Origin of the sequence: Agrobacterium bohemicum, from assembly GCF_001562555.1 — a bacterium.
GTDB lineage: Bacteria > Pseudomonadota > Alphaproteobacteria > Rhizobiales > Rhizobiaceae > Agrobacterium > Agrobacterium bohemicum.
Genome location: NZ_KQ961037.1, coordinates 1 through 14,753, shown reverse-complemented (window position 1 = coordinate 14,753; position 14,753 = coordinate 1). Strand labels below are relative to the sequence as shown.

15 protein-coding genes and 1 pseudogene are annotated in these 14,753 nt (G+C 56.6%); 10 read left to right on the top strand and 6 right to left on the bottom strand.

The genetic code is table 11. The features are described from left to right. Window positions 1-81: 81 nt before the first annotated feature. The 3 genes from ATO67_RS20500 (at window position 82) to ATO67_RS20490 (ending at window position 1,752) form a co-directional block, all read left to right on the top strand. A complete protein-coding gene (locus tag ATO67_RS20500) occupies window positions 82-516 on the top strand; it encodes a MarR family winged helix-turn-helix transcriptional regulator (protein WP_067653440.1) in 435 nt (144 codons plus the stop codon). Between the two features lie 54 nt (window positions 517-570). Beyond that, window positions 571-1,317 carry an SDR family oxidoreductase gene (locus ATO67_RS20495; RefSeq protein WP_103086803.1) on the top strand — a complete coding sequence of 249 codons (747 nt, stop codon included), beginning with the start codon at window positions 571-573 and terminating at the stop codon, window positions 1,315-1,317. A gap of 135 nt (window positions 1,318-1,452) precedes the next feature. Then, on the top strand, window positions 1,453-1,752 hold the full coding sequence (locus tag ATO67_RS20490) for a hypothetical protein (RefSeq protein ID WP_157940887.1): 300 nt from the start codon (window positions 1,453-1,455) through the stop codon (window positions 1,750-1,752). On the opposite strand, the gene ATO67_RS23190 is transcribed toward ATO67_RS20490, so the two are convergent. The 5 genes from ATO67_RS23190 to ATO67_RS20460 all read right to left on the bottom strand — a co-directional run bounded on the left by ATO67_RS23190 (window position 1,749) and on the right by ATO67_RS20460 (window position 6,635). Next, entirely contained in the window at window positions 1,749-2,450 is a 702-nt protein-coding gene (locus tag ATO67_RS23190; protein ID WP_157940888.1) for a hypothetical protein, read from the bottom strand. The two genes, ATO67_RS20490 and ATO67_RS23190, sit on opposite strands and share 4 nt — an antisense overlap. Before the next feature lie 276 nt (window positions 2,451-2,726). Next, window positions 2,727-3,479: a GntR family transcriptional regulator gene (locus ATO67_RS20475; RefSeq protein WP_067653429.1), complete on the bottom strand. Its 753-nt coding sequence runs from the start codon at window positions 3,477-3,479 to the stop codon at window positions 2,727-2,729. 138 nt (window positions 3,480-3,617) lie between these two features. After that, window positions 3,618-4,748 carry a sugar phosphate isomerase/epimerase family protein gene (locus ATO67_RS20470; RefSeq protein WP_067653637.1) on the bottom strand — a complete coding sequence of 377 codons (1,131 nt, stop codon included), beginning with the start codon at window positions 4,746-4,748 and terminating at the stop codon, window positions 3,618-3,620. 78 nt (window positions 4,749-4,826) lie between these two features. After that, a complete protein-coding gene (locus ATO67_RS20465) occupies window positions 4,827-5,699 on the bottom strand; it encodes an amino acid ABC transporter permease (RefSeq protein ID WP_067653427.1) in 873 nt (290 codons plus the stop codon). 3 nt (window positions 5,700-5,702) lie between these two features. Next, complete coding sequence (locus ATO67_RS20460) at window positions 5,703-6,635, bottom strand: ABC transporter substrate-binding protein (protein WP_067653425.1); 933 nt, start codon at window positions 6,633-6,635, stop codon at window positions 5,703-5,705. Window positions 6,636-7,261: 626 nt separating this feature from the next. Between ATO67_RS20460 and ATO67_RS20455 the strand changes: the two genes are divergently transcribed. The 7 genes and pseudogenes from ATO67_RS20455 to ATO67_RS20420 form a co-directional block, all read left to right on the top strand. Next, complete coding sequence (locus ATO67_RS20455; RefSeq protein ID WP_067653423.1) at window positions 7,262-8,377, top strand: ABC transporter ATP-binding protein; 1,116 nt, start codon at window positions 7,262-7,264, stop codon at window positions 8,375-8,377. 23 nt (window positions 8,378-8,400) lie between these two features. Next, window positions 8,401-9,441, top strand: coding sequence for an extracellular solute-binding protein (locus ATO67_RS20450; RefSeq protein WP_067653635.1), 1,041 nt, complete (start codon window positions 8,401-8,403; stop codon window positions 9,439-9,441). A gap of 10 nt (window positions 9,442-9,451) precedes the next feature. Further along, window positions 9,452-10,279, top strand: coding sequence for an ABC transporter permease (locus tag ATO67_RS20445; RefSeq protein ID WP_067653421.1), 828 nt, complete (start codon window positions 9,452-9,454; stop codon window positions 10,277-10,279). Beyond that, a complete protein-coding gene (locus ATO67_RS20440) occupies window positions 10,272-11,099 on the top strand; it encodes an ABC transporter permease (protein ID WP_067653419.1) in 828 nt (275 codons plus the stop codon). Before ATO67_RS20445 ends, ATO67_RS20440 begins: the two co-directional genes overlap by 8 nt. A 22-nt stretch (window positions 11,100-11,121) precedes the next feature. Then, the gene (locus ATO67_RS20435; protein WP_067653417.1) at window positions 11,122-12,546 is read left to right on the top strand and encodes a M24 family metallopeptidase; all 1,425 of its coding nucleotides are present in this window, start codon (window positions 11,122-11,124) and stop codon (window positions 12,544-12,546) included. Between the two features lies 1 nt (window position 12,547). Continuing rightward, window positions 12,548-13,210 carry a flavin reductase family protein gene (locus ATO67_RS20430; RefSeq protein ID WP_067653415.1) on the top strand — a complete coding sequence of 221 codons (663 nt, stop codon included), beginning with the start codon at window positions 12,548-12,550 and terminating at the stop codon, window positions 13,208-13,210. Then, window positions 13,207-13,718: pseudogene (locus ATO67_RS20420) on the top strand (cupin domain-containing protein); the annotation flags it as partial. The gene ATO67_RS20430 and the pseudogene ATO67_RS20420, both read left to right, overlap by 4 nt. Before the next feature lie 646 nt (window positions 13,719-14,364). Here ATO67_RS20420 and ATO67_RS23395 read toward each other — a convergent pair. Next, the coding region (locus ATO67_RS23395; RefSeq protein WP_210176167.1) for a hypothetical protein at window positions 14,365-14,753 on the bottom strand (389 nt) is incomplete at its 5' end.

The window sequence follows — 14,753 nt, the reverse complement described above, 5'->3', positions numbered from 1 at the left end:
CGGTCATCGCATAAATTCAAGGAACACCTATTCTAGGGTATATGGCTTACGTCCTCCGAGCAGAAATGCTTAATACCAGGAATGACAGAACCTACGCCCGAACAGATCGAAAAACTTGCTATCGCCTTTGAGCGCTTCACCCGTCGTTTCAAGGTCGCTGAGGCAGCGGCAGTCATGCAAAACTCGCTCAACCCCCTCGACATTCAGGCGCTTCTTTTTATCGATGAGCATCCCGCGTGTAACCTGGGGGATGTTGCCCGGCACCTTCAGGTCGCTCTGACGACCATGTCGTCTTCGGCCGACCGGCTGGTCCGTCGGGACATGATTGAACGGCAGCGGCCAGAGGCGAACCGCAGGTCGGTGGCTCTGACGATCACGAACGAGGGGCAGCAAGCCGTTGCAGGCTATATCGATGGATATCGAGCCTCCTGCAAAGCGATGCTGCAGGCCCTCGAATCCGTAGACCAAACCGAATTTCTGAGGCTTACCCAACAAATTGCAAAATACGAAGGTTGAATATTACGAATTTCGTAGTATGTCTCTGACATCGAAATGATCAGGGACGTCATCATGACCCACACATCGCCCATTACGCTCGTTACGGGAGCAAACAAGGGTATTGGCCTCGCCATTGCGCGGCAGCTTGGCGCAGCCGGACACACAGTCTGGCTGGGATGCCGAGACATGTCACGGGGCGAGATGGCAGCTTGCGAACTGCGAGGAAACGGCGTTGACGCCCGTGCAGTGCAACTCGATGTCACGGACGATGAGAGCGTTTCCAACGCCGCCAAAATCGTCAAGAGTGCAGTGGGGCATCTCGACGTATTGGTCAACAACGCCGGGCTCATGTTTGGTCCGCCTCCCTCGCTTGCCGAGGAGTCAATTGACGAGATGCAGCGGATGTTCAACACCAACGTATTCGGGGTGATGCGCGTCACTCAAGCCTTTTTGCCGTTGTTGCGCAAATCGAAGGCGGCACGGATCGTAATGATGAGCAGCGGCCTAAGTTCGTTGACGGATGCCTTGGACATGCGGAGCGAAACATGGACGGTCGGTTTCGGCGGATACTGCGCCTCCAAGACTGCGCTGAATATGTTGACCATCAAGCTTGCCAAGGAGCTGGATCGGGAAGGGATCAAAGTGAACGCGGTAGACCCCGGCCTCACATCGAGCGATATGACAGGCAACGGAGTTGGTCATTCGCCTGAAGAAGGCGCTCGCCCTGGAGTCGCTCTTGCAACGACCCACGCATATGGACCGACAGCAGGGTTCTACGCTTGCGCTCCATCAGGCGAACTTGTGCAAAAGAGTTGGTGATACGCATTCAGCGATTATGGGATGCGTGCCCACCGGTTCCGCATCTTAATGTCTCCTCCGGATCGCACGCTGGCTTCCGCATGCGCCAACACCGAACTTCCTCGAAGGGTGTCTGGTCGCCTCACGATCCCAACGGTGGCGGTTCAAGCGGCATTCGATCTTGCGGCAGCCGCCACGCGCATTCGAAGATATCGCACACATATTTCCAGACAGGAAGACGCCAGCGGCGGCTCAAACGACAGCAGCTTTTACGATCACACGATCCTTCTGGCGTTCAGTCGCCGACAGGCGCAGGGCGCGTTGCGTTCGCAACGGTTCCGTATTCTCGATAGTGCGGGCCAACATCAAATCTTCTCGGTGAGCCCAATCCCACAGGCATACCAGCCGCTTGTCTGTGGCGATCCGCTGAAGAGCGTCCAAAGCGAGGCGGTCTAAAGCTCGAATTCCCTCATGCAGCAATGGTTCGTCGGTGGCATCGTCAGTACATAGTAGTCACCTTCTTCGACGAGATGTCCGTGGATCGTGAGTCCGACCAGAACGCCCCGCGCTCGGGTAGAATTCGCTCGTGCCAGCCAGGCAAACAGCTCAAAGGGGTTGATCCTAAGCATTAGGAGCGCTTTGACGATGCGTACGGACACAAGGTCCTCCATGTCCATGCTCGACTTGCGCATCACACGCTCGAATGGCACGGGATTGCCGCCGTTGAACCACTTCATCGCGACGCTACAGAACAAGTTGCGCAGTGCATCCTGTTCCTCTTTCGGCCAGCGCCAGAGCCCAAGTCGCATAGCGCCTTCCATGGGAAAGTAGTCATGGTCAAAGTTCAGGAATGTTAGTTCCAGCCCACGGGGCAGGCAATGCAGGAATGTGTCGCGGCCGCCGGAGCAGTTCGGATGTTCGAAGTAGATTTGCCCGAAGCTTTCCAGGGTGGCGCGACGCGGATCGCCCGCACTTCGTGTTCGTGCCTCTTCATCTACCGTGAAGCACTGGCGGCACCACTCCCATCGCGGACGATAACGGGAGAAAGCCGCGTGGAGCTGAGAGAGACAGCTATCGACATCGGGAGGATGGAGGTCGAAGCGATGCAGGATTTGCTCGGCGTGATGGTCTGATTGGCGACGAGTAATCTTCATCGAGAGGCGTCCCTAAGGCAAACGGTTTAAGCCATGAAGCGTTGAAACATAGATTTGTCTTCTGGCAACCCGCATTGTCCATATTCTGCAGATGATCGCTCAAAAGTAGGGTGACCGCCAGCCGCGTCGTCGCACACGAGTTAAACGCTTCCCACAATGTCGCTCTGGCCAAAAGCAACCATCACAGTGTGAGTAAGTGCGCGCAAAGGAGATTCAAAGCCCTATCGGAGTGTCAACTATAATGGCGAAAGTTCGGATTCTATCAAGACGACGCAATCAGGAAAAATTCTCCAGCACGGCCAGGAACGTATGTCTATCGCCCTGTCCCTCAGTCAATCGTACGCGGCCCTCGATGTCTGCGAGATGATGATCCATCAGCTGTTGCGCCTTGGCCAAATCCTTTGCTTTCAGGGCTTTGACGATCAAGCGGTGGTGATCGGCACCGCAATCGTCCTTGCGCTCTTCCTCGTAGAGAGACATGACAAGGGAAAGGCGGGCAACGATTTTGGAGAGCATCTCCGTCATGACGGCGTTGCAGCCGAGTTCTGCCAGAACGACATGGAACTTGCCGGATAGGACCGTTTTCGACTTTTCGTCGCCATGATGATGGATATGTTCTTCTTCGTCGGTCAGCTTTTCAAGGGCGTCCAGTTGCTCGATGGTGGCGCGGTCCATGACGAGTTCGAGAATGACATGCTCGAGTTTGCGCCGTGCCTCGAACAGGGCTTTTGCTTCCTCGATCCCAGGTTCGGCGACAAAGGTGCCGCGGTTTTTCTTGCGCTCCAGAAGATGGTCGCTCTCCAGCACGCCAAGCGCACCGCGCACGACGGTGCGGCTGACCCCGAAGTGGTCCGCAATCGCGTCCTCGAGAATCTTGACGCCAGGCTTGAGCGCGCCCTCACCAATCGCAGTGGCCAGCGTGACGCGGATGCGCTCGGTGACGTCGTCATTGCCGTTTTCGGCTGTGTCCGCCGAACTGCTGGCCTTCGATGCGACCTTGGCGCTTTGACGTCGCGTCGTATGTTTCATTGTCGTCTCCAGATCGGATCAAGCGATATGATTATTTCCATGATAATATTCCTGCGTATATGCGCTTGATCCTAAAATCCAGTTCGTCCCATGGTTTTTAAAGTTGATGACACACGTCGTCGATAGAATGTGCGAGTCTTAGGCCGCCTGCTGCTTTCTGGATGGCGTCGAAAGTGAAATTCCACTGTCTCGGCAAACCTCTTCGATATGGCGTGCGGAATCCTTGATGAAGGTCACCGCTTCGTTGAAGCCATAAGACTGGTGTTCATAGGTCGGATAGCCGTACTGGCTCGCCTCATAGGTCTCCCAGTTCGGGATTTCCCCGGCTGCCACACGTTTTTCAAATCCGTCCACCAATCCGAGATAGGCTTCCAGTTCCTCCAGCGTCAGGTCGGGATGGCCTGCACGCCAGATGGGGTCGTTGATCTCGATGCATTGGCGGGGATTGGCCTTGCGTGGCTTGTCCTCGACAGAGGCCGCAACCTCAAGGGAGAGGTTCAGGTCGGGATTCGCTTTGGCAAGAATGGGGATGATCGTGGCGAAATCGACGATGCCGCGACCAACCGGGCGGGTCTGGAAATCGAGGCCACCCGTGGCGCGACCAACATAGGCATCCTTGATGTGGGTCTGGCGCACATAGGGGGCGACGCGTTTTGCAGCAAAAACCGGGTGCTCGGCGCGTTGCAGGCCGTTTGCCGTGTCGAACACGACACCCATGCAATCCTCGCCAACCTTTTCGATCAGCCGGAGAATTTCAAACGACGTGATCTCGTCATGGGTTTCCATGTTGAGATGGACGCCGTTTGCGCGCGCGACAGGTGCCAGCTTCAGCAACACCTTTTCGATACCCAGCAACTGCTCGTCCCAGGTCACATCGGTGCGGAAGCGGTCATTGGCCAGCCGTCCGCGATATTCCGATTTGAAGTTGCCGGGCGACACCCAGAGTTCGCGGCAGCCGATGGCCGCACTTGCCTCGATCATGCGGGTGAAGCCCAAGATGACATCGCCGCCGCCGATTGCCCGAAATTCGGTAGCCTCTGCGCTGCAATAGGGGTTGATCTTACCGACGCCCGCTTCGAGGTAAAGGCCAAGCTCATCAGCTTTTGCCCTGATATCGGCCAGTTCGCCCTTGTCCAGCGTCTCGCTCATATCGAGGACCGTGCTGAAAAAGATGCCGCCGAGACCGAGTTCCTTGACGTGTTCGAGGCTCTTGAGTGGTCCGCGTTTTTTCGCTTCGGGCAGTTTCTGTCCGTCGATGCCTAGTCTCATGATCTGCTCCTTGATGTTTCCAGATCGGATTTGCTGCAATGGCATTTCCGTTTGATTGATGGTTGAATCGGCGGCGCGTCAGGTGCGTCGCCGGGTATCTTTCTGCGCACTGGCATCTCGACCTTTTGGCGCGAGGCGCTTTTCCAGAAAATGCTGGCCGATGGATGCGATTGACGTGATGAGGAGGTACCAGAGCGAAGCAACGCACAGCAGTTCGATGACAAGGAAGTTGCGCGCGTAGATAGCCTGCGCCTGGGTCAGCAGGTCCTGCATGCCGATGACGGAAACGATGGCGCTGGCCTTCAACATGCCGATGGCCTGGTTTCCGGTCGAGGGGACGATCAGACGGATCGCCTGCGGCAAGACGACAGTTCGTAGCGTCTGGAGGGGCTGCAAGCCCAATGAAGAGGCCGCCTCACGCTGGCCACGGTCGACGGCGGTCAATCCGCCGCGAATGATCTCGCTCATATTGGCAGCTTCGTGCAGGCCTAGTGCCAGAAACCCTGCAAGGGCAGGGGTGACGAGGTCGTTGATCGATATGGAATAGGTGCCGATGCCCACCATCGGAATAAACAGCGCGATGTTGAACCAGAAGAATATCTGGACGATCAGCGGCACGCCACGAAACCACCAGACGAAGGCGACAGCCATCGCTTTCAAAACGATGTTCTGGCTTGTGGCCATGATGGCGACGATGCAGCCAAACGCGGTGCCGAACACCATGGCACCGGCCGTCAGTTGCAGGGTCAGAACGACGCCGTCGAGGATGACAGGATCGACCATATAGCGGGGAATTTCGCCCCATTGAACAGTCTGGTTTCGTGCGACTGTGAGGATGACGAGTGCCAGCGCGAGGATCGCGCTGGTACCTGTTGTGATCTGCCCCCACCGCATCGGCTTGCCGAGCGGAGGTGCGATGGCCATGCTGACGGGTTGAGTGAATAGGGACATGGCTCAATTCACCGGCATGCTGGCGGCGTCGTTGAACTTCACGATCTTCACGGCAAGCGGACCAAGGCCCCATTTCTCCATGATGGCCTTGTAGGCACCGCTATCGACCATGTGCTGAAGCGAGGCGATCACCGTATCTCGTAAATCCGGATTGTCCTTCGATACCAGCATGCCAAGATAGCCGACGGCGAGGCGGACGTCTGGAAGTGCCTGCAGGCCGACGCCCTTGCCAGTCTGGTTTTCGGTCGTATAGACGCTCGTGGCATAACCGTTGACGGTTGCATCGGCGCGACCGGTGCGCACGGCCTGCAACACATCCGGCATTTTCGGGATGGACATGATGTTCATCGGTGTCGTGCATTTCGCCGATGCTGTCTCCACCAGGCGTGCCTGGAACGTGCCGACTGGTACGGCAACCTTCTTTCCGCAGAGGTCTTCCATGCTCTTGATGCCGAGCGGATTGCCCTTGATAGTCATGATTGTCGTGGCGTCAAACATGTAGTCGATGACGTCGACCTGCTTTTCCAGCTCCACATCATCGTTGATGCCGGAGATGGTCATGTCGAAACGCTTGGACAACACGGCTGGCACGATGGCCGCACCTGCGCCGACATTGGTCATCTGAACGTCGATACCTAGAATGACGCCGAGTGCTGCGGCAATATCGGCATCGATCCCGATCAGCTTGCCATCCTCTGATTGAAAGCTGATCGGCGGCGTTAGGTCTGTTGCGACCTTGAGAACTTTCTTGTCCTTGATTGTAGAGGGCAAGCGGTCCGCCAGTTTCTGGTCGAATGCGATCCCCGGCAGTTTGGCGACATCAGCGTTGGGCACCATCTTGATGGCGGGGCCTTCTGCGGCATGGACCGATGTGGCCAGCAGCGCGAACGCGATACCGGTAAGGCCGTTTTTGAGACTTTTCGTGAAGCTTCGCATGCGATCCCCTTTTTGATTTTTATCGGAGTGAATTCACAGGGACAGCGAAGCAATCGGCATGCCAGCTTGATCGACGAATGTTTGGCGCACTGTTTTTAAAGAGTTATTTCTGAATCCGTTAGTTTCAAGATTTTTCGCACATATTTTCGCATGAAAATTCGGAACTTTGATTGTTAAAAATCAGCCATTGTAGCGCTCGATGTCGTGGATTTAAGGCGTGGCTGCCTACATCATTGAATTTGATACGCATTCCGCCATGTGCTCAAATTGTGAGAGGCATGATCTTTTGTGTGTTTTCGATCAATCAACGGCAGATTTTGTACTTTGACGTTGAAATACTGCTTATTGAATAAGCTAAATCTACGGAAAGTGCACATTTTTTAAATTCGAAAATAATTTTGGTTTTATATTATTATAAATATTCGCAATAAATAAAATCATAAATAAATGTTGTTTATCAGTATTTTGAACGGATTTATATGTTGAAAATTTCAAACTGGCACGCAGCTTGCAAATCCCTTGGTATGACAAACACAGAAACCCACATCGCTGATCGATCCCATCTTCGTCTCGTAACAACGAGTACAGGCAAGGTTGACGGCGGGGGGCAACCTAAAGGGATATCAATGGAAGAGGGCTCGAAGGCAGGCGATGGTAAGCAGCTCAGCGTTCGTGGCCTGACCCATAGCTATGGCGGACAGAATGCGATCAGCGATATCTCGTTCGAGGTTGCTGCTGGCGAGATCGTAGCGCTTCTGGGGCCGAGTGGCTGTGGTAAGTCCACGGTGCTGCGGGCAATCGCGGGTTTGATCCAGCCGAAGAGCGGCGTGATCCAGCTTGGTGGCCAGGACCTCGCCCATGTTTCGGCACGTTCTCGCGGCATTGGCATGGTGTTCCAGAATTACGCCCTGTTTCCGCATCTGACGGTCGCTGAGAACATTGCTTATCCCTTGGCCTGCCAGCGGATGCCGAAGACGCAACGCAGGGAACGGGTGGACGAGATGCTCTCGCTCGTGCAGTTGAAGGGTTATGGCAACCGCTTGCCGCGTGAACTGTCCGGCGGCCAGCAGCAGCGCGTGGCGGTTGCCCGTGCCATTGCCGGACGGCCCTCGCTTCTCCTGCTCGACGAACCCTTCGGTGCGCTCGACCGGGCGCTTCGCTTCGATCTGCAGGTCGAACTCCTGCATCTCCAGAAAACACTGGGCATCACGACGCTGATCGTCACCCATGACCAGGAGGAGGCGCAAAGCCTTGCCGGGCGTCTGGTACTGATGAACAAGGGCAATGTCGAGCAGATCGACACGCCTATGGTCGTCTACGACCGGCCGAAGACGCTGTTCGTCAACACCTTCATCGGTCAGGCCAATTTGCTGCGTGGCACGGTGCAGGGTTTAGATGCAGAGGCAACGACCATTGCGCTGACGAACGGCAAGACAATCGTGCTGCCGCGTCGGCTGAACTTCACCGTTGGCTCCAACGTCACCATCACCTTCCGCCCCGAAGATGTTCGTCTTTCCACGAACCCAAGCGACTTTGCGCTGCCAACGCGGTTGACGGTGTCCGTTCCTCTTGGGCCGACGCTCGTCCATGATCTTCTTCTTGAGGACGGCACCGGCCTGCGCGCATCGCAGGTGCGTGGACCGGCCACATTCATTCCCGAGCCGGGAGCACAGCTCTTTGCCGAGATTGACACCACCATGTGTCACGCCTTTCCGAGCGAACCGGAAGCATTCAGTGAATGAACAACAACAATAGAGGTGAACAGATGCAGGACTTTAACATTACACGACGTCATTTTGGATTGCTGGCTGCCGGTGCCGCAGTAGCCGTCGCCGCCCCTTTCGCAGCCCGTGCTGCCGGTGGCACCGCAGTCGCTGCGACCTTTCCGGGCAATTGGGAAGACGGCTATCGCACGGTACTGACGCCGCTCGTCAAGGAGGCCGGTTTCGATTTGACGGTTGCGCCAGCCATGGCGCAGGATCAGCTTGCCAAGGTCATGGCAAGTCCCGGTAACCCGCCTTACGACACGCTGCTGATGTCGCCCGGCCAGATGGCCGTCGCCATCGAGAATGACCTGATCCAGAAAATCGATCCTTCCAAGCTCAAGAACTGGAGCATGCTGGACCCTGCGTTTCAGGGCGAGTATGGCCCGACCGTGACGGTCGAAGTCAATGGCATCGCCTATAACCCGGATCTGGTTCCTGCGCCTAAGGGCTATCGCGACCTGTTCGAAAACCCGGCCTATAGGGGCCTGGTGTCCTGGACCGGTTTCGCCTCCAACACCGGCGTGATGGCTTATACCGAACTCGCCAAGATATTCGGCAAAGGCCCTGATGACATGGAGGCCGTGTTCAAGCTGTTCAAGGACAATCCAGAGCAGATCAAGGGCGTCGTCGCCAGTACGAACCACCAGATGACCTTGTTCCAGCAGGGCGAAATCGCGGTCTTCATGTGCTCGACAGGTAACGTCGCCCGTCTCAAGTCCATGGGCCTCAAGGCCGAATTCGTCCAGCCGGAAACCGGGTCTCCAGCCGCTCCCGTCAACATCCATCTGACCAAGGGCGCGAAGAACCCGGATGCAGCCTATGCCTATATGGATGCCGCCATCTCCAAGGCAGCGCAGGACAAGCTGAAAATGCCGCCGACGGAGATGTTCCCGACCAATAAGGAAGTGGAACTGACGCCCGGCATCGAGGCCTATGTGAAGCGCGAACAGCTTGCGTCTCTGGTCTATCCGGACTGGGCTGCAATCAACAAGAACCGTGCGGAATGGATCCGCCAGTTCGACGCTCTCGTTGCCGGTTGAGGGTTAGACAATGAAAGCGAGCGGTTTCCCATACGTTATCCCGATGCTTTTGCTGTCGGTGGCGTTTTTTGCGACGCCGCTCGCCGTTCTCGTCGGGTTCAGTTTCATAGGTCCTGACGGCGTGTCGCTGCACAATTACGCACGCTTTCTGGGCGATGCGTTCAATTACCGGGTGCTGGTCAACACCGCCACACTCGGTCTCCAGACCATAGCCAGCACGACCTTGCTCGGCATCCCGATAGCACTTCTCTACTGGCACAGCGGCAAGACTGCGCGGCAGGTGATCATCTTCTTGACGCTCATCCCCATGCTCACCAGCAACGTGGTGCGAACCTTTGCGTGGATCGTTATTCTTGGACGACAGGGACCGATCAGCGCGGCCTTCGTGGCGCTTGGGCTTGCGGAGCGACCGTTTACGCTGCTCTCCACCGAACTGGGTCTCGTCATGGCCATGTGCCAGATCGACTTGCCCCTGATCATCCTGCCGCTGATTGCAATCCTGTCGCGCACACCGGTGCAGTTCACCGAGGCTGCGCAGGTGTCTGGTGCAGGGCCATGGCGTATCTTCGTCACGGTTCTCCTGCCAATGATGCTGCCCGGTTTGCTGGCGGGCTGGATCCTCGTCTTTGCCAGCACCAGTGCTTCTTTCGTCACCCAAGCTGTCATCGGCGGTGCGCGCAATGTCTATGTGCCGCAACTGATCTACCGCGAGGTCGGTACGCTGTTCGATTGGTCCATGGCCTCTGCCATCGCCGTCGTCCTGCTTCTGTCGACCGGCATTCTCCTCGTTGCCATGACCATGATTTCCCGTCACCGGAGGCTTGTCGGCCATGCATAATCATCGTGAAAATCCGGTCCCGACCTTCCTCTACAAGGCGTTCGTTTTTGGCTTAGGCAGCCTCAGCCTGATCTATCTCGTGGCACCGATTGTCATTGCGATCACCATGTCGTTCACGTCTGGCCAGACGCTCAAATACCCACCGGAGGGGTTCTCGCTACGCTGGTATGAAGCGCTGATCGATCCTGTCCGTTCAGGTACCGAACATATCGCAGCCGGCAATTCGCTGAAAATCGCGGGCCTCGCAGTGCTGGGATCGTTGCTGTTTGCCGTGCCTGCCACCATCGGCATGGCACGGATGAGACGCCGCACGGTCAATGCGTTAGAGCCGTTTCTGCTCGCACCGCTCGTTCTGCCAAGCCTTGTTTATGGTCTGGCAGCGCTGATCGTGGCGAACTTCGTCGGCTTCCAGCCGTCGCTCTGGCTTACCGTTATCGGCCATGTTGTCGTGTTCGGACCGCTGATGTACAGGGCCGCATCCGTCGTCGCGCAGGGCATCAATCCGTCGCTGGCAGAAGCCTCCACCGTCATGGGCGCGACCTGGTACACGACGTTGAGGCGCGTGATCCTGCCGCTGCTAACGCCCGGCATTCTGGCCGGTGCCTTTCTCGTTTTCATCCAGTCGCTCGACAACGTCTCTGTGTCGCTCTTCCTGGCTGATGCGCAGACGACCGTGCTGCCGCTTCGCATGTTCGCACTGATCGAAGAATCGCTCGATGTCCGCGTCGTGGCAATGTCGGGAATTCTGATCGGACTCACACTCATCGTGATGCTGGTAGCGAGGCGCGTATTGGCGCCGGCACGGCAAGCTGACCAATAAAAATACTCTGGAAGGAATACCAATGAATAGACACGCCACCAAGGCAGGCGACTACCGCATCGGATCGCTGCTGGCCGATTTCCAGCCGGATTTCGACTTTGTCGCACCGCTGCCTTTGCCCGTCGATGAGTTTGAAGACCGCCTACGCCGCATCCGTCGCCAGGCTGTCGAAGCTGGCCATGATGCGCTGATCGTCCACACCGGTGGCGTCGGCTGGTTCCATACCTCGAACGCCTATCTGCGCTACATCTGCGACTGGATGCGCGAGGGCGTGCTGATCATCCCGACGGATTCCGACAAGCCGATGGTGCTCCTGTCCTTCTTCACCCAATCCGTGCTTCTGCCGCCGGGTGGCGAGCCTGTGCTGGTGGAAGACATCTGGCAGATCGGCCCGATAGGTCGCGAATATGCGGACCGTCCGGGCGACAGCGTGATCAAGACCGCTGAGAAATGCGCAGAACTGCTGGCTGGCATGGGCTTGGCGAAGGCGCAGATCGGCCGCATCGGTGATCGCACATCACTCACCTTATGGGCGGCACTCGATGAACTGATGCCGAAGACCAAATTTGTATCTGACAATGCCATTCTCGACCGGATGCAAAAGGTGCGCTCGCCGCGCGAGATCGAAATGTTCCGGGCTGCTGCCCAGCTCGTCAGCATCGCCACGCAAGCGGCCTATCATGTTGCCAAGCCCGGTGTGATCGACCATGAAATTTATGCCGCCTTCACGCAGGCGCAGCTTTCCTCTGGTGGTGAGACGGGTGATGGTTACCAGATCGGCATCAACGAGTTCGGCACCCATTGCGGTAAGCCTTATGGGCATGTCGTGCGTCCGGGCGATCTCATCAATCTCTACGTCTCCAACATTACCTATCGCGGTTACACCGCTCAGACAGCCCGCATGATCGCGGTTGGCGATATCACCAAGCGGCAGGAGGACGTGCTGGCGGCCTGCACCGAGGGCGTCAAACGCGCCGAAAAGCTGATCCGTCCCGGCGCCCTGATGCGTGACGTCAACAACGCGGCCTTCGAGCCGATGATCGAGCGCGGCATGCTTTCCTCACCGGAAGCCCGCACTATGCCTTACAACTGGGCTCCGATGGACGATGGCAGCGCGCGGCTGATCCCACGCCAATATGTGAAGAATATCGACTGGGAAGCGCAGGGCCGTACCCTGATGCACGTTTACCCGGCAACCCATGGCCCACATAACCCCAATCTCGGCCACTCGGTCGGTATGGCTGGTGGGCAGAACAGTTTCAACATCTCGTCTCACAACTATGACCGGATGGAAGAGGGCATGGTGTTCGTGCTGCACACGCAATGGCTTGAGCCGCTGTCGGCAGGCTGTAATGTCGGTGACATGTATGTCGTCACCAAGGACGGGTTTGAGAACCTGTCACGCCACACACCGCTTGAAACCCACCGCATTTCTGCCGAGGCCTGATATGACCGATCACACCCATTTTGACTTCGCCAAACTTAGCGAGCGCGAACGCTACAAAATCCTCATCGGAACCGTCATTCCGCGTCCGATTGCGCTGGTGACGACAGTGAGCAAGGACGGGACACCCAATGCCGGCCCGTTCAGCTTCTTCAATGTGCTGACCCATGATCCAGCCATCGTCGCCATCGGCGTCGAGAACTATTCGGACATGCGCTTCAAGGACACCGCCCGCAATATTCGTGAGACAGGAGAATTCACCGTCCACATTTGCGACAATGCGCTGGTTGACCAGATGGAAATCTGCGCCATCAAGTTCGGTCCCGAAGTGGACGAGATGGAGGAGGCGGGCCTTGCGACCGTCCCCGGCCAGATGGTCTGCAGCCCTCGTATTCTGGCGGCTCCGGCGGCTCTGGAATGCCGCCGCCACACGACCCTTCAGGTCGGCCCGGCCCGCGAAATCATCCTCGGCGAAGTCGTCGGCGTCTTCGTTCGCAGCGATGCTGTCAACACGTCCAACCTTCATATCGACCAGCAGCTTATGGACGCCGTCGGACGCATGGGCGGGCACACCTATACGAGGACGCGTGATCAGTTCGACATCAAGACGCTGACCCCGCAGGAATGGGAAAGACGGAAGGCGGGTGAAAAGTTGGCAGCAGAATGAGCAGCAATCCGTATTTCTCGCAGATTGGCGGCCTTCCGCCGCAGACCCAGATCCTCTCCAGCAAGGCCGTCTTCAACACAGCCTATGCGGTGATCCTGAAGACGGTGATGAGCGACATCGTCACCAGCGTCCTGCCGCATTGGGAGGAACCAGGGCCTGGATTATCGCGCGGCCGCTGAGCGGCTTCGCCGAAACCTTCGCACAGCACATCATGGAGGTCACGCCCGGTGGCGGTAGCGTCAGGCCGGAGCCGGATGCAAGGGCATCGGTGGCGATCTTCGTCGTTGAGGGCGAGGGCACGATTACCTATGACGGGAACGACTATCCAATACGTGCCGGATCGTTTGTCTATTTGCCTGCTGCAGCGAAATGGGCTTTCAGCAACGAGAGCGCTGCGCCGATCCGGTTTCCCTGGGTCCGCAAGGTGTTCAAGGTCGTGGACGGCCTGGAACTGCCGCCAGCCATCTTCATCCATAAAGACGATTGCATAAAGCACGCCATGCCCGATATACTGCGGCTGAGATCGCCCAAGTTATTGAGAAGACACCACTTTTCCCTGCGGGAGATGGTCGCCAATTTGGATAAAAATCGGTCAAAAATGGCTTGCCTAGGAGACCTAGATTCCCACCTGATTTCAAAGGCTTAGAAGAGAAGTCCCTGAAATTCCCTCTGTTTTCCATCGCGAGCGACCGTGGATGCCAGCCGTGGTATTTGACGGATGGTTCCGGACGGCGGCTTAGTTTCGAAAGCTTAGCACTTACATCTAGTCCTCGCGCTTAATTTTTGTGATCTCTACAGATGGAAAAGTTGGATCAGCAAAGCTCTTCCGAAAAGCAGGGCCAAGACTGCCTACTGCGTCGCGGCCGACCTCTAGGAAATGTGGCGCATTTTCCAAGATGGACCTGATCAGAGAGTCGATCTCGAGTATGCGCAGCCTTGCTTCTGGATTTTTTTTAAGGTCAACGGTCGAAGAAACCAAACCACCGTCTATTGAATCCACATTCATAACCGAGCGCAACTCCCGTCTGGCGTCGCTGAATGTGTCCCACGCTTGGCACATCGAGTCTCTGTACATTTCGAGTTGGACGATCTTCTCGTGAACCGAGAATTCCTTTATTGAGAAAAGAAGTGCCAAGTCCTCTGATACAAATTGCCTAGTGGCGTGTTTTGAGGCCTGGGGGGTCTACGGTCCATATAGGTGCTCCGCTTTCGATATCCAGGCGTTTCGACTCCATCTCCCGTTCAATGTGGCCAACTATATTGGCCATGTCCGAATACATTTGAGACGCAGTCTGTAGGAGATTGTAGGCCCTAGCTTTGTTGTTTTTTGATTGTTCGGCCTTGTTGAAATAAATTGTCCCCGCAATCGATATAGCCCCACCTACTACGGCACCCATCAGGGTTGCGATAAAGGTGACAGCGTCGGAGACGGGTGTTGTAATGCTTATCGGGTTCAAGTGAAGTGCTGAACTGCACCCCATTTCGACCGGACAGTCGGCATAAGCAGAAAGGCTCAAGCACAGGCTTGAGGACAGGCTTATGT

What these genes read in the sequence shown, in the direction of transcription:
- ATO67_RS20450 (WP_067653635.1), top strand. Translation starts at nt 8,401, where the DNA reads ATGCAGGACTTTAACATTACACGACGTCATTTTGGATTGCTGGCTGCC.
- ATO67_RS20470 (WP_067653637.1), bottom strand. Translation starts at nt 4,748, where the DNA reads ATGAGACTAGGCATCGACGGACAGAAACTGCCCGAAGCGAAAAAACGC.
- ATO67_RS20440 (WP_067653419.1), top strand. Translation starts at nt 10,272, where the DNA reads ATGCATAATCATCGTGAAAATCCGGTCCCGACCTTCCTCTACAAGGCG.
- ATO67_RS20435 (WP_067653417.1), top strand. Translation starts at nt 11,122, where the DNA reads ATGAATAGACACGCCACCAAGGCAGGCGACTACCGCATCGGATCGCTG.
- ATO67_RS20465 (WP_067653427.1), bottom strand. Translation starts at nt 5,699, where the DNA reads ATGTCCCTATTCACTCAACCCGTCAGCATGGCCATCGCACCTCCGCTC.
- ATO67_RS20500 (WP_067653440.1), top strand. Translation starts at nt 82, where the DNA reads ATGACAGAACCTACGCCCGAACAGATCGAAAAACTTGCTATCGCCTTT.
- ATO67_RS20495 (WP_103086803.1), top strand. Translation starts at nt 571, where the DNA reads ATGACCCACACATCGCCCATTACGCTCGTTACGGGAGCAAACAAGGGT.
- ATO67_RS20455 (WP_067653423.1), top strand. Translation starts at nt 7,262, where the DNA reads ATGGAAGAGGGCTCGAAGGCAGGCGATGGTAAGCAGCTCAGCGTTCGT.
- ATO67_RS20430 (WP_067653415.1), top strand. Translation starts at nt 12,548, where the DNA reads ATGACCGATCACACCCATTTTGACTTCGCCAAACTTAGCGAGCGCGAA.
- ATO67_RS20445 (WP_067653421.1), top strand. Translation starts at nt 9,452, where the DNA reads ATGAAAGCGAGCGGTTTCCCATACGTTATCCCGATGCTTTTGCTGTCG.
- ATO67_RS20460 (WP_067653425.1), bottom strand. Translation starts at nt 6,635, where the DNA reads ATGCGAAGCTTCACGAAAAGTCTCAAAAACGGCCTTACCGGTATCGCG.
- ATO67_RS20475 (WP_067653429.1), bottom strand. Translation starts at nt 3,479, where the DNA reads ATGAAACATACGACGCGACGTCAAAGCGCCAAGGTCGCATCGAAGGCC.
- ATO67_RS23190 (WP_157940888.1), bottom strand. Translation starts at nt 2,450, where the DNA reads ATGAAGATTACTCGTCGCCAATCAGACCATCACGCCGAGCAAATCCTG.